The organism is Bradyrhizobium sp. USDA 4501 (assembly GCF_054062115.1).
Genome location: NZ_JBSSEX010000001.1, coordinates 8,993,184 through 9,014,133 on the forward strand (window position 1 = coordinate 8,993,184; position 20,950 = coordinate 9,014,133).

Here is a 20,950-nt window from a genome sequence, read left to right on the forward strand (position 1 = left end):
AGGGGGAGACGATGACGCGCGAACTGTTCTGGCTGTCACTGACGGTGATCCTGACCGGGCTGTTGTGGATCCCCTACATCATCAACCGCTGCCAGGTGCGCGGCCTCTCCGCCGCCATGGGCAACCCCTCGCGCAACGACAAGCCGCACGCGGAATGGGCCAACCGGCTGATGTTCGCCCATGACAACGCGGTCGAGAACCTCGTGATCTTCGCGCCGCTGGTCCTGATCCTCAACGCGGCCGACTATTCCACCAAATGGACCGTGCTCGCCTGCGCCGTCTATTTCTGGGCCCGCGTCGCCCACCTGATCGTGTACACGCTCGGCCTGCCGGTGTTCCGCACCCTGGCCTTTACGGTCGGCTTCCTCGCCCAGGCGGTGCTGGCGCTCGCGATCTTCAAGGTCCTCTGATCCAGATATTCCCGCCGGTCGCGGCGACAGCCGCGCCGGCGCGGCATCAACTAGTAGCTCGTCACAGTGATTTTGACTCTTTGGGTATGCCTGGATAGGCGCGCCCCAGTTTGGTGCGAGCTTTGTCCGTTGTGAACATCCAGTTGATACGGGCGCGAGTTTTGTTTCGCTGCCGCTCCCATGCTGCGATCTCGTTTCTAAGGCGTTTTGGATCGTCGATCCGGCGGCCGAGACACTGCCCTTGGAGCACGCCGATCTCGATCTCGACCATATTGAGCCAACTGGCGTGTTTCGGGGTGTAGTGGAACTCGAGGCGGCGCAGGATGCGGCGGGCCTCGGCGGGGGCAAAGGCCTGGTAGAGGGCGCCGGGGGCATGGATCGACAGATTGTCCTGCACGACACGGATGCAGGCGGCCTTGGGGTAATGGACATCGACGAGTTCGCGCATGCAGTGAGCATAATCCACGGCGGTGCGCCGTTCGGTGACTTTGACGTTACGCCAGGCCCGATGCGGATCGAGGGCGACAAAGAGATTGACGGTGCCGTTGCGGCGGTACTCGTAATCGTAACGCTCGCGCTTTCCCGGCTCGGGTGGGATCGGCTGGCGCACTTCGCCGATGAGCTGGACGGGGGTTTCGTCGAAGCAGACCAGCGGCCGCTCGGGATCAGGCGCTTCAGCGTAGAGATCGAGCACATCTTCCATGCGGGCGACGTATTCGCCATCGACATGGGGAATGCACCACATGTCCCTGCGCCACGGCTTGAGGTCATTATCGGCCAGCCGGCGGCGCACGGTCTCGCCCGACAGGCTGTCATGATCGGTGAGCTTGACCATCACGTCGGCCAGCAGCGCCAGCGTCCAGCGCCTCCGGCCAGCGGGCGGCTTGGCGCATGCGGTCGCCACCAGCAGGGCTTCCTCCTTGCCGGTCAGCTTGCGCTCCGCACCGGGACGCGGCTCCTCACTCAAGGCCCGATCGAGATTGCCTTCCACCAAGCGGCGTTTGGTCCGATAGACGGTGGAGGCGCTTACTCTGACGGTCCGGACAATCTCCTCGTCGCGGCTGCCGATGTCGGCCGCCAGCAAAATCTGGGCCCGCTTGAGTTTGCGAGCGGCATGCTTGCCGCCGCTCAGCATCGCCGTCAGTTCCTCTCGCTCGGCTTGGCTCAATTCAACCCGGTACCGTACATTCATCGTTCGCCTCCCTGTCGGAGGCTCCGGACGAATCGATCCATGAGTCAAAAATCAGGCGCACGCTTTACCGAGAAGCAGGGCCATTATCTGGCTTTCATCTATACCTACTCGCACATGTTCGGACGGCCCCCCGCCGAAGCCGACATGCAGCGTCACTTCGGTGTTAGCCCGCCCTCAGTCCATCAGATGATCGTCACGCTCGAACGTAACGGCCTCATTCGCCGTCGAGCCGATATCCCCAGAAGCATCGAAATCCTCGTGCCGCCAGAGAACTTGCCGATCCTAAGCTGGCTCGGTATCAAACCGTCAAAATCACTGTGACGAGCCACTAGCCGCCCTTGCGCACCACGATGTGCAGCATCGTCGCGGGCGCCTCGTCAAAGCTCTTGATCTCGCTGGTGTCGGACGAGACTTGCGTCCACGCCCCTGACGCGGCGTAGGTCGCAGCGAGCCAGTCCGCCGCGGGATAATTGTAGTAGCGGCCGATGCTGTCGCGGCCATCGCCATGGCCGATCTTGTAGCTCGCGTAGAAAACGCCACCGGGTTTCAGCGCCCGATGGATGCGGCCGATGATGTCGGCCAATTCGTCGCGCGGCACGTGCAGCAGGCAGGCGCTGGCCCAGACGCCGTCATAGGCTTCGCGGTCCTCGAGCTCATCGAACAGCATCGCCTCGACGGGATGTTTGATGCGGCGCGCCGCGACCTCGGCCATCTCGGGCGACCCGTCGGTCGCACGCAGCACAAAGCCTTCGGCGAGCATGACGGCGGCATGATTGCCGGCGCCGCAGCCGAGTTCGAGGATCGCGCCGCCCGGCGGCAGCAGCTTCAGAAAGCCGATCAGCCGGGTGGACGGGGCTTTCGCCCACCCGGCATAGGCCTCGGCATTGCGCCGATAGAACTGCAGCGTGGCGTCGTCCACGATCCGCGTCGCCGTCAGCTGTCGGCCAGCCCGAGCATCAGCCGCATGTTCTGGACCGCGGCACCCGAGGCGCCCTTGCCCAGATTGTCGAGCCGCGCGACCAGCACCGCCTGGTGGTGCTTGTCGCTGGCGAAGACGTAGAGCTCGAGCTGGTTGGTCTCGTTGAGCGCCTCCGGCTCGAGCCGCCCGCCCTTGGCGGCCTCGTTCTGCAGCGGCATCACCGAGACATATTTGCTGCCGGCGTACCATTTCGCCAGAACCGCTTGCAGATCGGTACCATCAGGCTTGCCCGGCAGCGCGTCGAGTTGCAGCGGCACCGAGACCAGCATGCCCTGCCGGTAGTTGCCGACCGACGGGATGAAGATCGGCCTTCGCGTCAGGTGCGAATAGAGCTGCATCTCCGGCACGTGCTTGTGCTCGAAGCCGAGGCCGTAGAGTTGGAAGGCCGGCGCCGAGCCGTCCTCGAAGCTGGCGATCATCGACTTGCCGCCGCCCGAATAGCCGCTCACCGCGTTGACGGTGACGGGATAATCCGCCGGCAGCACGCCGGCATCGACGATCGGCCGCAGCAGCGCGATCGCGCCGGTCGGATAGCAACCCGGATTGGAGACCTTCTTCGCGTTACGGATCTTGTCGGCCTGGTCGGGCGCGAGCTCAGGAAAACCGTAGGCCCAGTCGGGCGCAACGCGATAGGCCGTCGAGGCGTCGAGCACTTTTGGCGCGGCATTGCCCATCGTGTCGATCAGCGCCACAGTCTCCTTGGCGGCCTCGTCAGGCAGGCAGAGGATCACGAGATCCACCTCCTCCATCAGCGCGCGCTTGGCGCCGGCATCCTTCCGCTTGTCCTCGGCGATGTGCTTCACCGCAACGTCGCCGATCGAGAGCAGCCGCTCCTGGATGCCGAGGCCGGTCGTGCCTGAGCCGCCATCGACGAACACGGTGGCCTTGGTCGCACCGCTCCTGGTTTTCGGTTGGTTGGTGTCGGTGAGGGTCATGGCACGTTCCTTTCGAGCTCGTTCGTTTCGTTTAACACATCTGGCCGCGCCTGCGCCGCCAACGGGGATGGGCAGTTATCCTTAGATTGAGCGCCCCTCGCCAGCGACAACAACCCCCCGCTCATGGAAACAGCGCGATCTGCTCCAGTCCGGTGGTTTCCGGCAAGCCGAACATCAGGTTCATGTTCTGGATCGCCTGTCCGGCCGAACCCTTCACAAGATTATCGAGCGTCGAGAGCACGATGGCGCGGTTCTTGATCCGGTCGGCGACGACGCCGATCTGAACATAATTCGAACCACGCACGTTCTGCGTCTGTGGCAGCACACCCTTCTTCGTCACATATACGAACGGCTCGTTGGCGTAGGCCCTTTCCAGCTCGGCGCGCAAATCGTCCGGCGTAGCCCCGTTGAGCTTGACATAGGATGTGCAGAACTCACCCCGCGCCATCGGAATGAGATGCGGGGTGAAGTTCACCGTCACAGCCGAGCCAGCGGCCGCGCCAATCTCCTGCTCAATCTCCGCCGAGTGTCGATGGCTTCCGATCGAATAGGGCGACAACCCTTCGCCGGCCTCGCTGAACAGCGTGTTCTGCTTCAGTCCGCGTCCGGCGCCGGTGACGCCCGACTTTGCGTCGATGATGATGTCGTCGACGTCAATCAGCTTTGCCTTCGCCAGCGGAACAAGCGCCAGCAGCACCGCCGTCGGATAGCAGCCGGGACAGGCTACCAGCCGCGCGGCCGTGACCTCCTCCCGGTAGAGTTCGGTCAGCCCATAGACCGCCTCGTCCTGCAATTCGAGCGCCCGGTGCTCATGGCCGTACCATTGCGCATAGCTGTCTTTGTTGCGCAGCCGGAAGTCCGCGGACATATCGAGGATCTTGATTCTGGGATTGGCTTTCAGCACCGCGGCGATGATCTCTTGCGTCGTCCCGTGCGGCAGTCCGCAGAACACGGCATCGAGCCGCGTCCAGTCGACCTTTTCCCATTCCACGAGTTTTGGCAGGTCGAGCATGAAGAAGTGAGGAAACACCTCGCTCATCGTCTTGCCGGCATGGGTGTTAGCGGTAAGCGCGGTGATTTCGGCATTCGGATGCCGCGCCAACAGGCGCACCGCGTCGGCGCCGGTGTAGCCGGACGCGCCCAAAATTCCGATTTTCTTCTTCGTCATTGCTCGCTCCTCGGAAGCGTAGTCATCTCGGCCTGTATCAGCGCGAAAGCCTGCGGGCGCACCTCGCGCATCAAGGCCGCGATGTCTTGGGCACCGGCTTCGGCCTGCAAAGCGAGCGTGTTGCCGACCGCCGCGAAATCGGTTTCAGACTTGTGCTGGTTCAGCTTGAAGCTGCCCTCCACCTCTTCCACCATCATCTCGAGACCCACGATGGCCTTCTTCATGGTTTCCAGCCTCGCGGCGGTCATCTTGCCCGACACCCACGGCTTTTTCGGCAGCAGCCGGTCCTCGAACTTGGCGCTCAGCGCGTCGATCTGAACGGCAAGCTCGTCATCCGACAACGTCCGCACCGGCCCGGTCAGATGCACCGCCTGATAGAGCCAGGTCGGCACCTGATCGGGTGACACGTACCAGTCCGGCGAAACATAGGCGTCGGCGCCGGTAACGGCCAGCAGCCAAGGTGACCCGCCCGCCAGCTTTACCAGCGGATTGTGACGGGCAACATGAAACAGCGCCCGCGGCGTCCCGTCGGCGGCGTAAGTCAAGTAGAACGGGAGCGCGGAGGCGATCGGCTTGCCGCCGTCCCACGCGCAGGCCATGCCGAAACCACGCGCTTCCGCGAAGGCAAGGCTCGCGGCACGGTCAGGCTTGAAGGGCGGTGGCGTATACATGGTCAAAGCTCCTGCATGACGAAGGAGCCGCCAGATCGAACCGCGTGTCTTTTTCAGGAGAGCGCCGCGGGATCGGGTCCGGCGGCAGAGGCGATGGTCTTAAACGCGAGCGACCGCCCATACCGCGATAATGCGGCGGCGGCGGGCAATGATGATGGTCGCGGCGTTGATCATGGGCGCGGGCTATAAGGCCGCGCCCCCTTGACGTCAAGTTGTTGCTTGTCATTCCGGGGCGATGCACAGCATCGAACCCGGAATCTCGCGCTAGGACCTCCAGATTCCGGGGTTCGCGCTCCGCGCGCCCTCAGGTGCGCAATGGCGCACCGGGGAATGACTGGCTAGATCGCCGGATTCCACGGTGCCGGCACGACGCGATAGCCGCCGCCGTCCTTCACCACATTGCCGAGGCCCGGGAACGGATAGTGGAAGCCCTGCACCTGGAGCCGCTCGGCAACCACCATGTCGTAGATGCGGCGACGGGTCTTCTCCGCCACGTCGCCGTCCTGGTCGAAGAACGCATGCCAGCCGGGGTTGGTCGCGAACAGGTTCGGATTGTTGGTGACGTCGGACTGGATGAAGACCTTGTCCGGGCCCGAGGCCAGCACGTAGGAGGTGTGGCCCGGCGTGTGGCCGACGGTCTCGACCGAGGTCAGGCCCGGCGCGATCTCCTTGCCCCACTCGTACGGCGTGACCTTCTTCTTCAGGCCGGCTTCGAAGATATTGCGGTTGTTCTTGAACAGGCCCTGCATGCGGCCGGCCGGTGCCCGGCTCATCTCGCCGTCGTCCATCCAGAACTTCCACTCGGTCGCCGGCACCAGCACCTCGGCATTCGGGAATGCCGGCGTGCCTTCGGCGGTCAAGAGGCCGTTCACGTGGTCGCCGTGGAAGTGCGAGATCACGACCATGTCGACATTCTTGGGATCGAAGCCGGCGGCGACGAAATTGTCGGCGAACAGGCCATTGGCGCCCTTCGTGCTGGCCTTCGCCAGCGCGCCATTGCCGGTGTCGATCACCACCAGCTTGCCGCCGGTGTTGAGCACCAGCGGTGCGAACCAGATCGTCATCATGTCGCGCGGCATGAACGCCTTCTCCAGCGCCGCGTTGACGTCGTCCCGCTTCGCATTGGGGATGAAGGAGTCTTCCAGCTTGAAGACGTTCTTGCCGTCGGACACCACGGTGACGAGGATGTCGCCGACCTTGTAACGATAGAAGCTCGGCGCCTGCTTGTCGGCAACCGGCGCCACAGCGCCCGCAGGAACGGTTGATAGCAACGGTGCGGCGGCGATGCCGGCAGCGCCGGCGAGAGCATGACGTCGTGTCAATTCCATGTGCTGTCCTTCCCAGTGAAACTGCGCCCGATGAATTCGCGCCCGGTGGGCGCGGTTGTATCAGCGTTTCGATACTCGCGCGATGCCGACAGCTCGAGCGGTTACCCTCCCGCCTAACCCCTGCAGGTCGGCCTTATTCCGGAGCTTGCTACACCACCCGCCACACCCACTCGATGGCATGGGCAATGACGTCGCCGAACAGCAGCAGTGCCGCCGACCAGACCAGCGCGGAGACGAAATTGGCGATCTGGAATTGCCAGTACGACATCTCGAAAATGCCGGCCGCAAGCGGCACCGAGGCGCGCAGTGGACCGAAGAAGCGGCCGATGAAGATGCTGGGCACGCCCCAGCTCTTCACGAAGGCCTCGCCCCGCGGCAGGATCTCCGGGTAGCGCGACAGGGGCCACATCTGCGCGACCTGCTCCTTGTAGCGATAGCCGAACCAGTAGGAGACCCAGTCGCCGAGCGCGGCACCAACGCCGCCCGCGATCCAGATCGGCCAGAAGCTGATCCCGCTGACGCCGATCAGGGCGCCGATCGCGACCAGCGCGCCCCAGGCCGGAACCAGCAATGAAATGAAGGCGAGCGATTCAGCGAACGCCAGCAGCATGACGATCGGAGCGGCCCAGGCCTGGTGGTGCCGCACGAATTCGGCCAGGGCCCGCGCAAGGTCTTCCATCTCGTCGTGTGCCTTCCCGCTCCGTTGAACCTCGAATGAACCTTTCTAGCGGCACGCAGCCTAAGAACAGGTAAGCCAGCCGATTGCGTGACATCAAGTCACAAAGGCGGGGATCGACCGTGATTTCCCGTAAGGCCCCTGAGGTCCAGGTTGGCATCTCCCTCACAAGAAAAAGGAATTACTGGATGATCGGATCGCTGATGATGTGCGTGAGCGTTCTCGTCCTGCTGTTCGGAATGCTCGCGGGCATCGCCATGGGTATCCAGCACGACTTCACGTTGGGACCGGCGCATGCGCATCTCAATCTGGTCGGCGGCGTGCTGCTGTTCCTGTTCGGCCTCTACTACCGGCTGGTGCCGGAAGCGGGCAGCATGCTGCTCGCCAGAATCCAGGGCTGGCTGCATATCGTCGGCGGCGTCCTGTTCCCGGCCGGCGTGGCCGCCGTGCTGCTGAAGGGACCGTCGTTCGAGGCGGCGCCGATCGTCGGGTCACTGCTGGTGGTCGCCGCCATGGCCCTGTTCACGGTCATTGTAATCCGCACCTCGCAGGCGTAATCGCGGTTTCCTATCTATGGGGATGGCCGGGCTCCAGGGCGCGGCCGTCCCCATTGGCAGCCCATCCGTGGCATAGTCAGAGCAACCGATTCGCCGCGCCGTGACTGGCGCGTCACTTGAAGAACCATGGCCAAATCATTGAAGTCGAACGCCAAAAGTAAATCTGCCGACGATCTGTTCGGAGCCCCGGAACCGAAGGGACGCGCCCCGGCGAAGGCTGCTTCGCGATCCGCTGGAAGCGCCGAAGCCGGCTATACGGCGGCTGACATCGAGGTGCTGGAAGGGCTGGAACCGGTCCGCCGGCGCCCCGGCATGTATATCGGCGGCACCGACGAGAAGGCCCTGCACCACCTGTTCGCCGAGGTGATCGACAACTGCATGGATGAGGCGCTGGCGGGCCACGCCACCTTCATCGACGTGGAGCTGACCGCCGATGGCTTCCTGACCGTGACCGACAATGGCCGCGGCATTCCGGTCGACCCGCATCCGAAATTCCCGAAGAAGTCGGCGCTCGAAGTCATCATGTGCACGCTGCACTCGGGCGGCAAGTTCGACTCCAAGGTCTACGAGACCTCGGGCGGCTTGCACGGTGTCGGTGTCTCCGTGGTCAACGCCCTCTCCTCGCGGCTCGAGGTCGAGGTTGCGCGCAGCGGGCAGTTGCATCGCATGACCTTCGAGCGCGGCCACCCCAAGGGCAAGCTCGAAGACCTCGGCAAGGTCAACAACCGCCGCGGCACGCGCATCCGCTTCAAGCCGGACACCGACATTTTCGGCGCCAAGGCGGCTTTCAAGCCGCAGCGTCTGTTCAAGATGACGCGCTCGAAGGCCTATCTGTTCGGCGGCGTCGAGATTCGCTGGCACTGCGACCAGGAGCTCCTGAAGGGCGTCGAAGACGTCCCGTCGGAAGCCAAGTTCCACTTCCCCGGCGGACTGAAGGATTATCTGGCCGCGGCGATCCACGCCGATACGCTGGTGCATCAGGATATCTTCTCCGGCAAATCCGGCCGCAGCGGCGCGCATGGCGCCTGCGAATGGGCCGTGGCCTGGACGGCCGATGCCGACGGCTTCCTGTCGTCCTACACCAACACGGTGCCGACGCCCGATGGCGGTACGCATGAATCCGGCCTGCGCAGCGCATTGTTGCGCGGTCTGAAGGACCACGCCGAACGCGCGGGCCAGGGCAAGCGCGCGGCGTCCATCACCTCGGAAGACGTGATGGTGGGCGCGGCCGTGATGCTCTCGGTGTTCGTGCGCGAGCCTGAATTCCAGGGCCAAACGAAGGACCGCCTCGCCACCGCCGAAGCGCAGCGCATCGTCGAACAGGCGATGAAGGATCCGTTCGACCACTGGCTGTCAGGCAATCCGAACCAGGCCAACCGGCTGCTCGATTTCGTGATCGATCGCGCCGAGGAGCGGCTGCGCCGCCGCCAGGAAAAGGAGACCGCGCGCAAGACGGCCGGCAAGAAACTGCGTCTGCCCGGCAAGCTCGCCGACTGCTCCGACGCCGGTACCGAAGGCTCTGAGCTCTTCATCGTCGAAGGTGACTCGGCCGGCGGCAGCGCCAAGCAGGCGCGCGACCGCAAGACGCAGGCCGTGCTGCCGCTGCGCGGCAAGATCCTCAACGTCGCCTCTGCCGGCAAGGACAAGCTGACCGCCAACGCGCAGCTCTCCGACCTCGTGCAGGCGATCGGCTGCGGCACGCTCGCGCATTACCGCGAAGAGGATCTGCGCTACCAGCGCATCATCATCATGACCGACGCCGACGTCGACGGGGCGCACATCGCATCGCTCCTGATCACCTTCTTCTACCGGCAGATGCCGCGGCTGATCGACGAAGGGCACCTCTATCTGGCGGTTCCGCCACTCTACAAGCTGAAGCACGGCACCAAGTCGATCTACGCCCGCGACGACGCGCACAAGGACGAGCTGCTGAAGAGCGAGTTCAACGCCAACGCCAAGGTCGAGGTGAACCGCTTCAAAGGCCTCGGCGAGATGATGCCGGCGCAGCTGAAGGAAACCACGATGGATCCGGCCAAGCGCACGCTGCTGCGCGTGGTGCTGCTGGCCGACGATCGCGAGGGCACCGCCGACTCGGTCGAGCGGCTGATGGGCACCAAGGCCGAAGCCCGCTTCGCCTTCATTTCCGACAAGGCCGAATTCGCCAGCGACGACCTACTCGACGTCTAGGCCCAACCGATTGATCTGAAATGAATTTCCGGCCGCCCCCAGATTGGGGCGGCCGTTGCCATTTTGCCCGTTCGGAGAGCCCCAGTGGCTTCGTTTTCGGCCGGATGTGTCTCACCAGCAACAGCATTTCCGGCGGAACCACGTATAGTTCGACCATGAGTTTCGGGAATCGGTGCCAGCGCACTCCCCTGAGCGACCTGATCGAACGCTAGTCGAGGATTTGGATATGAAGAAGATTTTGCTCGCTCTGACCGCGGTTGCTGCGATGACGGCATCGGCGTCGGCTGCCGATCTGGCCGCCCGCCCCTACACCAAGGCTCCTGCCCCGGTTCCGGTCGCTCCGAGCTGGACCGGCTTCTACATCTTCGGCGGCGGCGGCGGCGGCGTCTGGGATGCTGACACGGGCGTCCAGTCGACCGTTACGGGTGCGCCGATCCTCGGCTTCAACCAGCGCCAGGGCGGCGATGGCTGGTACGGCACCGTCGGTGCCGGTTATGACTGGCAGACCGCCAACAGCTGGGTCATCGGCGTGTTCGCCGACGGTCAGTTCGGCAGCCTGAAGGGCACCATCCAGGATCAGGGTCCGTTCGTCGCCGGCAACATCAAGAACGACTACAGCTGGGCGGCTGGTGCGCGCCTCGGCTACCTGATCGCGCCGAACGTCCTGTCCTACGTCAACGCCGGTTACTCCAGCTCGCACTGGAAGGGCACCACGCTGTTCAACACCGCGAGCGCGCTTCCCTCGGGTCTGCACACCAACGACTTCGATCGCGGCGGCTGGTTCGTCGGCGGCGGCGTCGAGAACAACCTGAACATCTTCGGCATCACCGCGCCGGGCTGGTTCATGAAGACCGAGTATCGCGCCGCTTACTACGACAACAAGAACATCTCGGAGCTGGTCGACGGCACCAACATCTCGAACGGCCGCGACATCACCTTCAAGCCGCTTGTCCAGACCATCAGCACCTCGCTGGTCTACCGCTTCAACTGGACCGGTCCGGTTGTCGCCAAGTACTGAGCTGCGTACTGATCCCTGCTGAGATAGCAGAGCAAAAGCCCCGGCATTGTCCGGGGCTTTTTTGTTGCCCGAACGTCATGGAAATCGCCCCATGCGCAAGCCCGCCGGCGCAGGGCGGACCGGCTGTGGCCGATCTGGTCAGCGCCGTGACGATCGGGCACTCTCGCGCCCGGTTCAAACCTCAGCGGACAACAACAATGAAAAACGGACAGTTTGATCTCTCGGGCCGGGTCGCCATCGTCACCGGCGGCAATGGCGGCATCGGGCTTGGCATGGCGCGCGGCCTGGCGGACGCCGGCGCGGCGGTTGCCGTGGTCGGCCGCAACGAGGCGAAGTCAAAGGCCGCCGTCGAGGATCTCGGCAAGCGCGGCGCCAAGGCGATCGCGGTGGCAACCGACGTGACCGACAAGGCCGCCGTCGCGGCCATGGTCGAACGGGTCGTTCGCGAGCTCGGCCGGATCGACATTCTCGTCAACAACGCCGGCATGAGCATCCGCAAGCCTCCGCACGAGCTCGAACTGGAGGAGTGGAGCAAGGTGATCGACACCAACCTCACCAGCGCGTTCATGTGCTCGAAGGCGGCCTATCCGGCGCTCAAGGCGTCGGGGCACGGCAAGATCATCAATATCGGCTCGATGATGTCGATCTTCGGTGCGAGCTTCGCCGCGGCCTATGCCGCGAGCAAGGGCGGCATCGTACAGTACACCCGCGCCTGCGCCAACGCCTGGGCTCCCGACAACATCCAGGTCAACGCCATCCTGCCCGGCTGGATCGATACCGACCTGACCAAAGGCGCGCGCCAGCAGGTGGCCGGGCTGCACGAGCGCGTGCTTGCGCGCACGCCGGCGGCACGCTGGGGGGCGATCGACGACTTCGCCGGCATCGCCGTGTTCCTGGCATCGCCCGCGTCGGACTTCGTCACCGGCACCGCGATCCCCGTCGACGGCGGCTATTCGGTGATGGCCTGAAAACACGGGCGCTCTTCCGGTCGCGCGGCGCGCAGTTCAGCCCGCGGCCGGCGAATGCACGTGCTCCGGCCGCACCCCGACGGCGACCAGACGTGCGGTGAGGCCCTGCAGCCAGGGCATTGCCGTGATCAACCGCAGCGCCAACGGCACCGGCTGATCGCCGGCCTTCAGCGCGGCGCTGATGATGTTGTTCTGCGCAATCACCTGCATGCGCTGCGTCACGCGCATCGGGAATTCGCGGCGACGCCGCACCGCATCGAGTTCGTCTTCCGACGGCACGCCGTGAACGAGCTTCGCCGCCAGGATGTTGGCGGTCGCGACCGCATCCTGCACCGCGAGGTTGACGCCGACGCCGCCGATCGGCGACATCGCATGCGCGGCGTCGCCGATGCAAAGCAGGCCGGGACGGGTCCAGCGCGTCAGGCGATTGATCGCGACCGTGAGCAGCTTGACGTCGTCAAAGCTCTTCACGTCGGCAAGGCCGGCCTTGAGGATCGGCGCCAGCCGCAGCACGTCGTCGAGCAGCGCCGGCAATCCCCTCGCCTTCACCGCCTCGTATTGGCCCTTGGCGATCACATAGGCGCATTGCCAGTAGTCGCCGCGATCGAACGTCACCATCATCTTGCCGTGCTCGACGCGGGCGAACAAATTCTCGGTCTCATCCGGACGCCGCCCGACGCGAAACCACAAAACGTCCATCGGCGCGCCGATCTCCTCGACGTCGAGGCCGGCGCGCTCGCGCACGATCGAATGACGTCCGTCGCAGCCGACGGTGAGATCCGCCTCGATCTCGACCGGGCCGTCGGGTGTGTTCGCGTGCACGCCCGCGACAGCATCGCCGAGCCGGATCAGATCGGTCGCCTCGGCCTTCATCAGCACCTTCAGCGAGGGGAAGCGCTTGCCGCTCTCGCGCAGGTAATTGAGGAAGTCCCACTGTGGCATCATCGCGATGAAGGGGTATTTGACGCTGAGGCGGCGGAGATCGGCGATCCGCACCGAGGTGCCGCCGAACATGCCGTCGAGCGTCTGGATGTCCTGATGCGGCAGCTTCAGGAAGCCGTCGATCAGGCCGAGTTCGTCCATCACCTGCAGGGTCGACGGATGCACGGTGTCGCCACGGAAGTCGCGGAAGAAGTCGGCGTGCTTCTCCAGCACCACGACATCGACTCCGGCGCGTCCGAGCAGATAGCCAAGCATCATGCCGGCCGGCCCACCACCGACCACGCAGCAGCGCGCCCTGATCTGACGCGTGTTCGGCCCTGCCCGATTGCCTGCATCCATGATGCCGTCCTCACCGCTGCCTCGCCCTTCAGGACCCGATTGTAACGCGGATCTGGCGGCAAGGATGCAAGGCTAACGCCTGAAGGTCTTGATTTCCGACACGCTGCCGTCGCGATAGGTCAGCTCGACCGAGACCGCCCTGGTCTGCGGCGCAAGCTTCAGATAGGGCTGCGCGTCAGACGGGATCGCGCTGGGATCGCGCGAATTGCAGGATGGCATCTTCAGGACCTTGTCCGGCACCGCGGTGTCGATGCCGATGCGCACCTCGCGGATCGCGCAGCGATACGACATCAGGTGCGTATAGTAGACCAGCAGCCCGTTGAACTCGCGGAATGACAGCCAGCTGGTCGCGGTCATGTCGAGGATCTTGCGCTGGTCGCGGATCAGCGCGGCGTCGGGATCGAACTTGATCGGGAACGGCCCCTGCATCATGCCTTGCGTATCGACATAGCGAATCTCGATCGTGGCGGCCGGCGCATCGGCCGGCAGCTCGACCGACGGATTGGGCATCCGCTTGCGCGTGCGCGGATCGAGCGTGTCGATGAAGCCGGTTTCGCGGAAATCGCCGCTGTCGCCGATCCGCCAGGAAATCCCGAGCGTCGGATCGGCGATCGAGAACACCACGGTCCAGCCGCCATTGTGCCGCGAGAAGCTCGCGATCGGCGCGTTGATCGAATCCTCCTTAGGCAGCTTCGGCACCGCGACCGGCGGCAGCGCGGCCACCTGCTGCGGCGGCGCGGACGGCTTGGTCGCCTCGGCCTGCCCCTTCGCGATCCCGTTCAGGAAGACATCGTCGACCATCTGGTCGAAATAGACCGGGATCTGCTTGTGCTTCACGGTCTCGGCCATCTCGCTGACCAGGCGCCGCGTGCGCTGCGCGACCTGCACGAGATTCTCGCCGGGCTGCAGCAGCTCCTTGGCGAAGGTCCGCGTGAACACCGAATTGGGATTGGCATCATCGTTCGAAAGACGGTCGAGCGCGGTCTGGCGCGGCCCCGCCGAGAACACCGAGAACACGCCCTCCGGCAGTTGCGTCATCGGTGCAAGGCCACCGCCGCCGGCGACCGCGCGTGTGCCGGCGCGCTCGAACGGATTGTTGCGGCAGGCGTCGAACACCAGGATCGAGGTGCGCGCCTTCTTGTTCTGCAAGCGCTCGACGATGCGGTCGGCGAGAACAGAGGCGTCGCGCACCAATTCCTCCTGCCCTTCGGTGGCGGCCGGCACGTCGGTCGGTAGCAGGAAATTCTGGCCGGCGATCTCGAAGCCGTGGCCGGCATAGAAGAAGAACGCGGTATCGCCGGGTTCGACGGCGCGGTCGAACGCGAGCAGCGTCTCGGAGAACGCCTGCCGGTTGAGGTTCTCGGCTACCATGACGCTGAAGCCGAGCTGCTTCAGCGTGTCGCCCATGGTGCGGGCGTCGTTGACCGCCTTCTGCAGCCTGGGCACGTTCCTGTAGTCATTATTGCCGATCACCAGCGCGACGCGCTTTTCGGCCTGGGCGGGTGCGGCCGATGCGACAAATGCAACCGCCCAAAGGATCGCCGAAAGTCTCGAAAGCCAGCTCTTCATCCCGTTTCCCCGCCTGCACGACAAATGCGCCGCCCGTGCGACCGCCGTCTAATAGTCGGACCAGCCGTTTCGCCGGTTCAAGGCCGGCCGCGGACGGCCGTTCCGGCCGGCCACGCCAGGCCGAAATGAGGGATCCGATTTGTCTTAGGTCAAGTTTCTTTTTACGGCCCGCGTGATAGATTCGAAGCTCCATCCGGTTCGAGCTCTCCGCACGTCGCAACGGCTTTTCCGTGCACACATGGTCTACTGATCAAGTCGATCCCAAGGATCGCTTCGACTATTGGCGCGAGGTCCGCGCCAAGGGGCTGTTCGGCGTCACCGCCGAGTTGGAAGCCGACCGGCGCCGCGACTTCTTCGGCGAGTTCTCGCTGCGCAAGCTCGGCGATGCCGGGCTGGTCGAGCTGCGGGCCTCGCCGTACCGCGTCGAGCGGCGCACGGGCGACATCGCCGATGCGGCCAGCGACAGCCTGTGCATCTACCAGCAGCTTGGCGGCGGCGGCTGGTTCGGCGGCGCGCGGCTCGATGAATTTGCCGTTCGCGACGGCATGTTCGCGACCAGCTATTCGGACCTGCCCTATCGCACTGTCCCCCTGCACGATGACGGCTTCCACCTGCGCATCATCAAGGTCCCGGTGGCCAACATCGTCCCGCCGGGCGCCGAGCTCGGCGAACTCGTCCCCAGGCCCGTGCAGGATGAGACCGCGCTGCGGGCCCTGCTGGAAGCATGCTTCCGCGACCTCATCGAGAGCAACGATGCCGCGGCGGCGGGCACGGCGCCGACGGTGCAGGCGCTGGCGCATATCGCGCTGATCGAGCGCGGCATCATGCGGCCGAAGAGCCGGCTCGCGCAGCAGGCCTTGCGAACTGCCCATTTGTCGCTGGCCCGGCGCCTGATCCGGCGCCACCTGGCGCGTGCGGCGCTGTCGCCAACCCTGATTGCCGGCCTGCTCGGCATCTCGGTCCGTCATCTGCACATTCTGTTCGAGGAAACCTCGATGAGCTTCTCGGAGACCGTCACCGCGCTCCGGCTCGAACAAAGCCGCCGCCTGCTCCGCGAGCAGCCCAGGCAGACGATCGCCGAGGTCGCCTTTGCCTGCGGCTTCGAGAGCCTTGCGACGTTCTACCGCCTCTTCAATGCATCCGAATCCATGACGCCGGGCGACTATCGCGCACAAACGGCCTGAGCGCCCGTCCGGACCGGCCGGGACACCACGCTCGCAATTCGCCGATGCTTGGCCGCGCCCCCTTCACCTCCTTGAACTTCACATCGCCGCGCGATCCGACTTTCGCTGAACCGAAGTGATCAGCCTGCGCGCATTGAGAAGATATTTTCCGGCCATTTCCCCAGAACCACTGCGGCGCTTCGCCCGGGTTCGGCACCGCAAATTTCCTTGCCGGCGACGCGCGCGCTCATGCAGAGCGAGGGATCAGTCACGATGCGCGGTAAGCACGGGGATTACAGCCAGGAAACGCCAGCTACAGGCGCGACGCGCATTTATCTCGATGCCGCGGACCTGCGAGCGGATCAAATCCCGGCATCTGAGCCAGCCCGTCAGGGCTCAGCGGCGACCGGCAATCACGGCTGGACGCCGCTGCTCGAAGCTTGCCTCGCCGACTTCAAGGAAGCCACGGAGGCCGGTGATACCGCTTGCATTCCTGCGCTGGTCAAGATCGTGGCGGACCTTGCGCTGATCGAGCGCGGTGTGATCAGGCCGGGCAGCCGCCGGGCGCAGCAGGCGCTGCGCGTCGGCCGGTTCAGCCTCGCGCGCCACCTGATCACGCGCCATCTTGCCAAGCCAAGCCTGTCGCCAGGGATGGTCGCCGGCATGCTCGGCGTCTCGGTCCGCTACCTGCACGTCCTGTTCGAGGCGACCGGGGCAAGCTTTTCGCAGACCGTCACCGCCCAACGCCTGAGCGAGAGCCGAAGGTTGCTTTGCGAGAAGCCGCCGCGGCCGATCGCCGACATCGCCCTCACCTGCGGGTTCGGCAGCCTCGCCACCTTCTACCGGATATTTGGCGATTCCGAAGGCCTGACGCCCGGCGGATTCAGGATGAAAAACAGCGCGGAGGCCCCCGCTGTGACCTCGCCGTCCGGGGCGGGGGTCGTGATTCATTTGACCGCCAAATGACGAAAAGACGCGTATTTCAGTCAAAACGTTAAGCTTTTTCGGCCATCCGGCTGGTTCCAAGATTGACTTTACCGCTTTCGCCCCTATGTTGCGGGCAACGCGGCCCTCGGATCGAAACGCGATTCGTCAGGTTTGCCGTCCGTCGGCGTTAGTCAGAGCCCCCGAGCTTTATAGAAAAGCGAGCCGTTTCGGGGCCGAACGCGACAGCCTTTTACCTGCGATGCCGAACGGCGGTTTCGACCAGAGGCTCAATGTCTTTTTCCAATCTAGGCCTGTCCGATAAGGTCCTCGCCGCAGTTGCGGCCACCGGTTACACCAATCCCACTCCGATCCAGGAACAGGCAATCCCGCACGTTCTCGCCCGGCGCGACGTCCTCGGCATTGCCCAGACCGGCACCGGCAAGACCGCTGCCTTCGTTCTCCCGATGCTTACCCTGCTCGAGAAGGGCCGCGCCCGGGCACGGATGCCGCGCACCCTGATCCTCGAGCCGACCCGCGAGCTTGCCGCGCAGGTGAAGGAGCAGTTCGACAAATACGGCGCCGGTCAGAAATTGAACGTGGCGCTCCTGATCGGCGGCGTCTCGTTCGGCGACCAGGACTCCAAGCTGATGCGCGGCGTCGACGTCCTGATCGCAACGCCCGGCCGCCTGCTCGACCACACCGAACGCGGCGGGTTGCTGCTCACCGGCGTCGAGCTGCTGGTGATCGACGAAGCCGATCGCATGCTCGACATGGGTTTCATCCCCGACATCGAGCGCATCTGCAAGCTCGTCCCGTTCACGCGGCAGACCCTGTTCTTCACCGCGACGATGCCTCCGGAGATCAGCCGCATCACCGAGGCCTTCCTTCACAATCCTGCGCGGATCGAAGTCTCCAGGCCCGCGACCACCGCCGTCACCGTGACGCAATTGCAGGTCCCGGCCGGTCGCGAAGCGCATGACAAGCGCGAGATCCTCCGCCGCCTGCTGCGCGATGCCAAGGATCTCAACAACGCGATTATCTTCTGCAATCGCAAGCGCGAAGTCGCCGTCCTTCACAAGTCACTCCAGAAGCACGGCTTCAGCGTCGGTGCCCTGCACGGCGATATGGATCAATCCGCCCGCACCGCGGCCCTCGATCAATTCCGGAAGGGCGAGATTCCGCTGCTCGTCGCCTCCGACGTCGCCGCCCGTGGTCTCGACATTCCCGCGGTGAGCCACGTCTTCAATTTCGACGTACCGCACCACCCCGACGACTATGTCCACCGCATTGGCCGTACTGGCCGCGCCGGACGCACCGGTACTGCGATCTCCATCGTCACCTCGCTCGATAGCAAGTCGATGACCGCGATCGAGAAGCTGATCGGCCAGCCGATCCCGCGCGCTGAGGGCGACTACACCGTTCACAGCGAAGCCTCCGACGAGGACGCCGCGCCGCGCCGCTCGCGTGGCCGCGATGGTGTCCGCGGCGGCCGCAAGCCGCGCCGCGAGCGCGAGGCGCGCCACGGTGAACGCGAGCCGCGTCACGGTGAACGCGAAGCGCGTCACGAGCGGGAGCCCCGCGAGGAGCGCGCAGCGAAGCCGGAGCGTGAACCGCGCCACGGCCGCAATTCGGCTCCGCAGGCCGCTCCGTCGCACGTGCCGTCGATCGGGCGTGCCGAGCCACGGCGGCCGCAGCGCGAGGTGGACCATGAGCCCGCCGATCATTCGCACCTGCCCGCCTTCCTGCTACGACCTGTGCGCGCACGCGCATAAGGCCTGCTCTGATGCCGCCGCGCCAGCGGCGGTATTCCGGACACTTCTGTTACCGCCCACGACCGGCGCACGCGCTGATCCTCAGCGTTTGAAGCAAATGCGCCCAGTTTGCGCCTCGCACCAAAGCGCGATGAGATTTGCGCGAAGCGTCATCGCGCCTTAGCTCGTTGTTTGAGCATGATCTTTTCGGAAAACCGCTGCGCACTTTTCCGGATCATGCTGTAGCGAGCAAACGAAAAGCGCCCGAAAGTGGCGCTCAAGGCGGACAAACATCGGGCGCGCCGCATGGTCGCCGCAGCCGGCTCCCCGTAGTTCCACTGTTTACCTTGCCTTCACTCTCGTCCCGTACCCTCGCCCCAATAGTTTAGTCATTGCTGCCGGGTTTAATCGGCATTGCGTGCATTGAGGACGTGACAGTGGTCAAGCTGCTGGACGAACACGAACGTACGTTGGCCTTTGCCGAAGTCGCGCTTGGCCAGATCCGCTCGCTTCGCCAGACCGCAGTCCCCCGCAACTATGAAATCTGGTACGTCTACGCGACCGGATACAACGCGCCGCTCAACAAGGTCATCAACGAGACGCTGGCGCGCAGTGGCAAGCTCTCTGAATCCGATCTCGAGCAGATCTACGAAACCTACCTTTCGCACATCAAGACCTCGGACCGCATCGACAAGGTCGGCGCGCGCGTCATCGGCGAGATCGACGCCGTCATGAAGCTGATCACCGATGCGCTCGGCGTGTCCGCGACCTATGACGCCAGCCTCGTCGGCGCCAGCGATAAGCTTGCGAGCGCGACCACCCGCGATCACATCAACGCAATCGTCGATAGCCTGGCGAAATCGACGCGCGAGATGCGCGAGACCAATCAGGCATTGGAGAACCGGCTCGCGCTGTCGAAGTCGGAGATCAGCGACCTGCAGCACAGCCTCGAGGCGATCCGTGCCGAGAGCCTGACCGATCCGCTCACCGGCCTCGGCAACCGGAAATATTTCGACCGCTCGATCGACATGGCGGTGCAGGCCGCGCTGGCCAGCGGCGAGCCGCTGTCGCTCCTGATGTTCGACATCGACCACTTCAAATCGTTCAACGACTCCTACGGCCATCTCACCGGCGACCAGGTGCTGCGGCTGGTGGCGCAGTCGCTGAAGCAGAACATCAAGGGCCAGGACATCACCGCCCGCTATGGCGGCGAGGAATTCGCAGTGGTGCTGCCCAACACGGCGCTGCGGCAGGCGCTGACGGTCGCCGACCACATCCGCCGCGCCGTGATGGCCAAGGAGCTGAAGAAGAAGTCGACCGGCGAGATCCTCGGCCGTGTCACGATCTCGGTCGGCGTCTCCATGCTGAAGCCGACTGACGACACCGACTCGCTGATCGAGCGCGCCGACGCCTGCCTCTATGCCGCCAAGCGCGCCGGCCGCAACCGTGTGATCTGCGAGGCCGATCCGGAATACAGCACCGAGATCCAGACCCGCGTGGCGTGATCTGGTCGCTCAACTGCCTCCACCGTCATTGCGAGCGAAGCGAAGCAATCCACCTGCCGCATATGCGGATCCATGGATTGCTTCGCTTCGCTCGCAATGACGGGCAACACAGGTGCCGATCACACAACAATCGATATGCGGACGTCTCTAAACCGTGGCCGGCTTGAGCTGCACCGATTCGCCGCAGCCGCAGGCGGAGACCTGGTTCGGGTTGTTGAACACGAACTGGGCCTGCATCTTGTCGGCCACATAGTCCATCTCGGTTCCAAGCAGGAACAGCACGGCCTTCGGATCGACCAGGATCTTCACGCCCTTGTCCTCGACCACTTCATCGGTCGGACGGATCTCGTGAGCGTATTCGACGGTATAGGACTGTCCGGCGCAGCCACCATTCTTGATGCCGACGCGCAGCCCGACGATCTCGGAATCGGCGCGCTTGGTCAGCTCTGTGATCCGCTCCGCGGCGGCATCGGTTAGTTTCATGACCTGCGGGCGCGGCCGCTTCGGCTTGGCTGGGGTTGGTGAAGCTTGCGTCATGTCACTCATGTGGTCAGTCCCAGCGGCAATTCAATTGCCGGTCCTCTTGAGCCTAAGTTCAATCCGTAAAGGTTCTGACTTGATCAGAACCTTTACCTCTTGTTCTGACGCGTTTTCTTCACGCGAAC

General features: G+C 64.5%; 20 protein-coding genes. 10 read left to right on the top strand and 10 right to left on the bottom strand.

The genetic code is table 11. The features are described 5' to 3' along the window. The first annotated feature begins 11 nt into the window (after window positions 1–11). Complete coding sequence (locus tag ACVWZM_RS42080) at window positions 12–410, top strand: MAPEG family protein (protein WP_076828695.1); 399 nt, start codon at window positions 12–14, stop codon at window positions 408–410. Between the two features lie 61 nt (window positions 411–471). On the opposite strand, the gene ACVWZM_RS42085 is transcribed toward ACVWZM_RS42080, so the two are convergent. Continuing rightward, window positions 472–1,602, bottom strand: a complete 1,131-nt coding sequence (locus ACVWZM_RS42085) for an IS630 family transposase (protein WP_076829362.1) — start codon at window positions 1,600–1,602, stop codon at window positions 472–474. Window positions 1,603–1,641: 39 nt separating this feature from the next. Here ACVWZM_RS42085 and ACVWZM_RS42090 point away from each other — a divergent pair, with 39 nt between their 5' ends. After that, entirely contained in the window at window positions 1,642–1,923 is a 282-nt protein-coding gene (locus ACVWZM_RS42090) for a LexA family protein (RefSeq protein ID WP_076829365.1), read from the top strand. A 7-nt stretch (window positions 1,924–1,930) separates the two neighbouring features. Here the strand turns inward: ACVWZM_RS42090 and ACVWZM_RS42095 are convergent, their stop codons facing one another. The 6 genes from ACVWZM_RS42095 to ACVWZM_RS42120 all read right to left on the bottom strand — a co-directional run bounded on the left by ACVWZM_RS42095 (window position 1,931) and on the right by ACVWZM_RS42120 (window position 7,362). After that, window positions 1,931–2,521 (bottom strand): class I SAM-dependent methyltransferase, encoded by a 591-nt coding sequence (locus ACVWZM_RS42095; RefSeq protein ID WP_057018589.1) that lies wholly within the window; start codon window positions 2,519–2,521, stop codon window positions 1,931–1,933. 14 nt (window positions 2,522–2,535) lie between these two features. After that, window positions 2,536–3,516 carry an N-acetyl-gamma-glutamyl-phosphate reductase gene (gene argC, locus ACVWZM_RS42100; protein ID WP_456856198.1) on the bottom strand — a complete coding sequence of 327 codons (981 nt, stop codon included), beginning with the start codon at window positions 3,514–3,516 and terminating at the stop codon, window positions 2,536–2,538. Between the two features lie 121 nt (window positions 3,517–3,637). Continuing rightward, complete coding sequence (argC, locus tag ACVWZM_RS42105; protein ID WP_057018591.1) at window positions 3,638–4,684, bottom strand: N-acetyl-gamma-glutamyl-phosphate reductase; 1,047 nt, start codon at window positions 4,682–4,684, stop codon at window positions 3,638–3,640. After that, window positions 4,681–5,355, bottom strand: coding sequence for an FMN-binding negative transcriptional regulator (locus ACVWZM_RS42110; protein WP_456856200.1), 675 nt, complete (start codon window positions 5,353–5,355; stop codon window positions 4,681–4,683). Before ACVWZM_RS42110 ends, argC (ACVWZM_RS42105) begins: the two co-directional genes overlap by 4 nt. A 338-nt stretch (window positions 5,356–5,693) precedes the next feature. After that, entirely contained in the window at window positions 5,694–6,683 is a 990-nt protein-coding gene (locus tag ACVWZM_RS42115; protein ID WP_456856202.1) for an MBL fold metallo-hydrolase, read from the bottom strand. Between the two features lie 148 nt (window positions 6,684–6,831). After that, a complete protein-coding gene (locus tag ACVWZM_RS42120; RefSeq protein WP_028332199.1) occupies window positions 6,832–7,362 on the bottom strand; it encodes a DedA family protein in 531 nt (176 codons plus the stop codon). A 185-nt stretch (window positions 7,363–7,547) separates the two neighbouring features. Here ACVWZM_RS42120 and ACVWZM_RS42125 point away from each other — a divergent pair, with 185 nt between their 5' ends. From ACVWZM_RS42125 to ACVWZM_RS42140, 4 genes are all read left to right on the top strand, one after another. Further along, window positions 7,548–7,916, top strand: a complete 369-nt coding sequence (locus ACVWZM_RS42125) for a hypothetical protein (RefSeq protein WP_057018594.1) — start codon at window positions 7,548–7,550, stop codon at window positions 7,914–7,916. Window positions 7,917–8,042: 126 nt separating this feature from the next. Next, window positions 8,043–10,103, top strand: coding sequence for a DNA topoisomerase IV subunit B (parE, locus tag ACVWZM_RS42130; protein ID WP_076828704.1), 2,061 nt, complete (start codon window positions 8,043–8,045; stop codon window positions 10,101–10,103). Window positions 10,104–10,329: 226 nt separating this feature from the next. Then, a complete protein-coding gene (locus ACVWZM_RS42135; RefSeq protein WP_028332202.1) occupies window positions 10,330–11,121 on the top strand; it encodes an outer membrane protein in 792 nt (263 codons plus the stop codon). Window positions 11,122–11,318: 197 nt separating this feature from the next. Continuing rightward, window positions 11,319–12,089, top strand: a complete 771-nt coding sequence (locus ACVWZM_RS42140) for an SDR family NAD(P)-dependent oxidoreductase (protein WP_016842941.1) — start codon at window positions 11,319–11,321, stop codon at window positions 12,087–12,089. A gap of 36 nt (window positions 12,090–12,125) precedes the next feature. Here ACVWZM_RS42140 and ACVWZM_RS42145 read toward each other — a convergent pair whose 3' ends face one another. Continuing rightward, complete coding sequence (locus ACVWZM_RS42145) at window positions 12,126–13,370, bottom strand: FAD-dependent oxidoreductase (protein ID WP_456856204.1); 1,245 nt, start codon at window positions 13,368–13,370, stop codon at window positions 12,126–12,128. A 72-nt stretch (window positions 13,371–13,442) separates the two neighbouring features. Further along, on the bottom strand, window positions 13,443–14,939 hold the full coding sequence (locus tag ACVWZM_RS42150; protein WP_141341088.1) for a caspase family protein: 1,497 nt from the start codon (window positions 14,937–14,939) through the stop codon (window positions 13,443–13,445). Window positions 14,940–15,169: 230 nt separating this feature from the next. Between ACVWZM_RS42150 and ACVWZM_RS42155 the strand changes: the two genes are divergently transcribed. From ACVWZM_RS42155 to ACVWZM_RS42170, 4 genes are all read left to right on the top strand, one after another. Continuing rightward, window positions 15,170–16,123: a helix-turn-helix transcriptional regulator gene (locus ACVWZM_RS42155; protein WP_456784806.1), complete on the top strand. Its 954-nt coding sequence runs from the start codon at window positions 15,170–15,172 to the stop codon at window positions 16,121–16,123. A 228-nt stretch (window positions 16,124–16,351) separates the two neighbouring features. Continuing rightward, window positions 16,352–17,068 carry a helix-turn-helix transcriptional regulator gene (locus ACVWZM_RS42160; protein ID WP_456856206.1) on the top strand — a complete coding sequence of 239 codons (717 nt, stop codon included), beginning with the start codon at window positions 16,352–16,354 and terminating at the stop codon, window positions 17,066–17,068. A gap of 251 nt (window positions 17,069–17,319) precedes the next feature. Then, window positions 17,320–18,801 carry a DEAD/DEAH box helicase gene (locus ACVWZM_RS42165; protein ID WP_456856208.1) on the top strand — a complete coding sequence of 494 codons (1,482 nt, stop codon included), beginning with the start codon at window positions 17,320–17,322 and terminating at the stop codon, window positions 18,799–18,801. 416 nt (window positions 18,802–19,217) lie between these two features. Continuing rightward, on the top strand, window positions 19,218–20,285 hold the full coding sequence (locus tag ACVWZM_RS42170) for a GGDEF domain-containing protein (protein WP_456856210.1): 1,068 nt from the start codon (window positions 19,218–19,220) through the stop codon (window positions 20,283–20,285). A 147-nt stretch (window positions 20,286–20,432) separates the two neighbouring features. Here ACVWZM_RS42170 and ACVWZM_RS42175 read toward each other — a convergent pair whose 3' ends face one another. Further along, window positions 20,433–20,822 carry a HesB/IscA family protein gene (locus ACVWZM_RS42175; RefSeq protein WP_050384272.1) on the bottom strand — a complete coding sequence of 130 codons (390 nt, stop codon included), beginning with the start codon at window positions 20,820–20,822 and terminating at the stop codon, window positions 20,433–20,435. Between the last annotated feature and the right edge of the window lie 128 nt (window positions 20,823–20,950).

What these genes read in the sequence shown, in the direction of transcription:
- ACVWZM_RS42080 (WP_076828695.1), top strand. Translation starts at nt 12, where the DNA reads ATGACGCGCGAACTGTTCTGGCTGTCACTGACGGTGATCCTGACCGGG.
- ACVWZM_RS42115 (WP_456856202.1), bottom strand. Translation starts at nt 6,683, where the DNA reads ATGGAATTGACACGACGTCATGCTCTCGCCGGCGCTGCCGGCATCGCC.
- ACVWZM_RS42085 (WP_076829362.1), bottom strand. Translation starts at nt 1,602, where the DNA reads ATGAATGTACGGTACCGGGTTGAATTGAGCCAAGCCGAGCGAGAGGAA.
- parE (WP_076828704.1), top strand. Translation starts at nt 8,043, where the DNA reads ATGGCCAAATCATTGAAGTCGAACGCCAAAAGTAAATCTGCCGACGAT.
- ACVWZM_RS42165 (WP_456856208.1), top strand. Translation starts at nt 17,320, where the DNA reads ATGTCTTTTTCCAATCTAGGCCTGTCCGATAAGGTCCTCGCCGCAGTT.
- ACVWZM_RS42135 (WP_028332202.1), top strand. Translation starts at nt 10,330, where the DNA reads ATGAAGAAGATTTTGCTCGCTCTGACCGCGGTTGCTGCGATGACGGCA.
- ACVWZM_RS42125 (WP_057018594.1), top strand. Translation starts at nt 7,548, where the DNA reads ATGATCGGATCGCTGATGATGTGCGTGAGCGTTCTCGTCCTGCTGTTC.
- ACVWZM_RS42090 (WP_076829365.1), top strand. Translation starts at nt 1,642, where the DNA reads ATGAGTCAAAAATCAGGCGCACGCTTTACCGAGAAGCAGGGCCATTAT.
- argC (WP_456856198.1), bottom strand. Translation starts at nt 3,516, where the DNA reads ATGACCCTCACCGACACCAACCAACCGAAAACCAGGAGCGGTGCGACC.
- ACVWZM_RS42120 (WP_028332199.1), bottom strand. Translation starts at nt 7,362, where the DNA reads ATGGAAGACCTTGCGCGGGCCCTGGCCGAATTCGTGCGGCACCACCAG.
- ACVWZM_RS42140 (WP_016842941.1), top strand. Translation starts at nt 11,319, where the DNA reads ATGAAAAACGGACAGTTTGATCTCTCGGGCCGGGTCGCCATCGTCACC.
- argC (WP_057018591.1), bottom strand. Translation starts at nt 4,684, where the DNA reads ATGACGAAGAAGAAAATCGGAATTTTGGGCGCGTCCGGCTACACCGGC.
- ACVWZM_RS42110 (WP_456856200.1), bottom strand. Translation starts at nt 5,355, where the DNA reads ATGTATACGCCACCGCCCTTCAAGCCTGACCGTGCCGCGAGCCTTGCC.
- ACVWZM_RS42160 (WP_456856206.1), top strand. Translation starts at nt 16,352, where the DNA reads ATGCAGAGCGAGGGATCAGTCACGATGCGCGGTAAGCACGGGGATTAC.
- ACVWZM_RS42175 (WP_050384272.1), bottom strand. Translation starts at nt 20,822, where the DNA reads ATGACGCAAGCTTCACCAACCCCAGCCAAGCCGAAGCGGCCGCGCCCG.
- ACVWZM_RS42150 (WP_141341088.1), bottom strand. Translation starts at nt 14,939, where the DNA reads ATGAAGAGCTGGCTTTCGAGACTTTCGGCGATCCTTTGGGCGGTTGCA.
- ACVWZM_RS42145 (WP_456856204.1), bottom strand. Translation starts at nt 13,370, where the DNA reads ATGGATGCAGGCAATCGGGCAGGGCCGAACACGCGTCAGATCAGGGCG.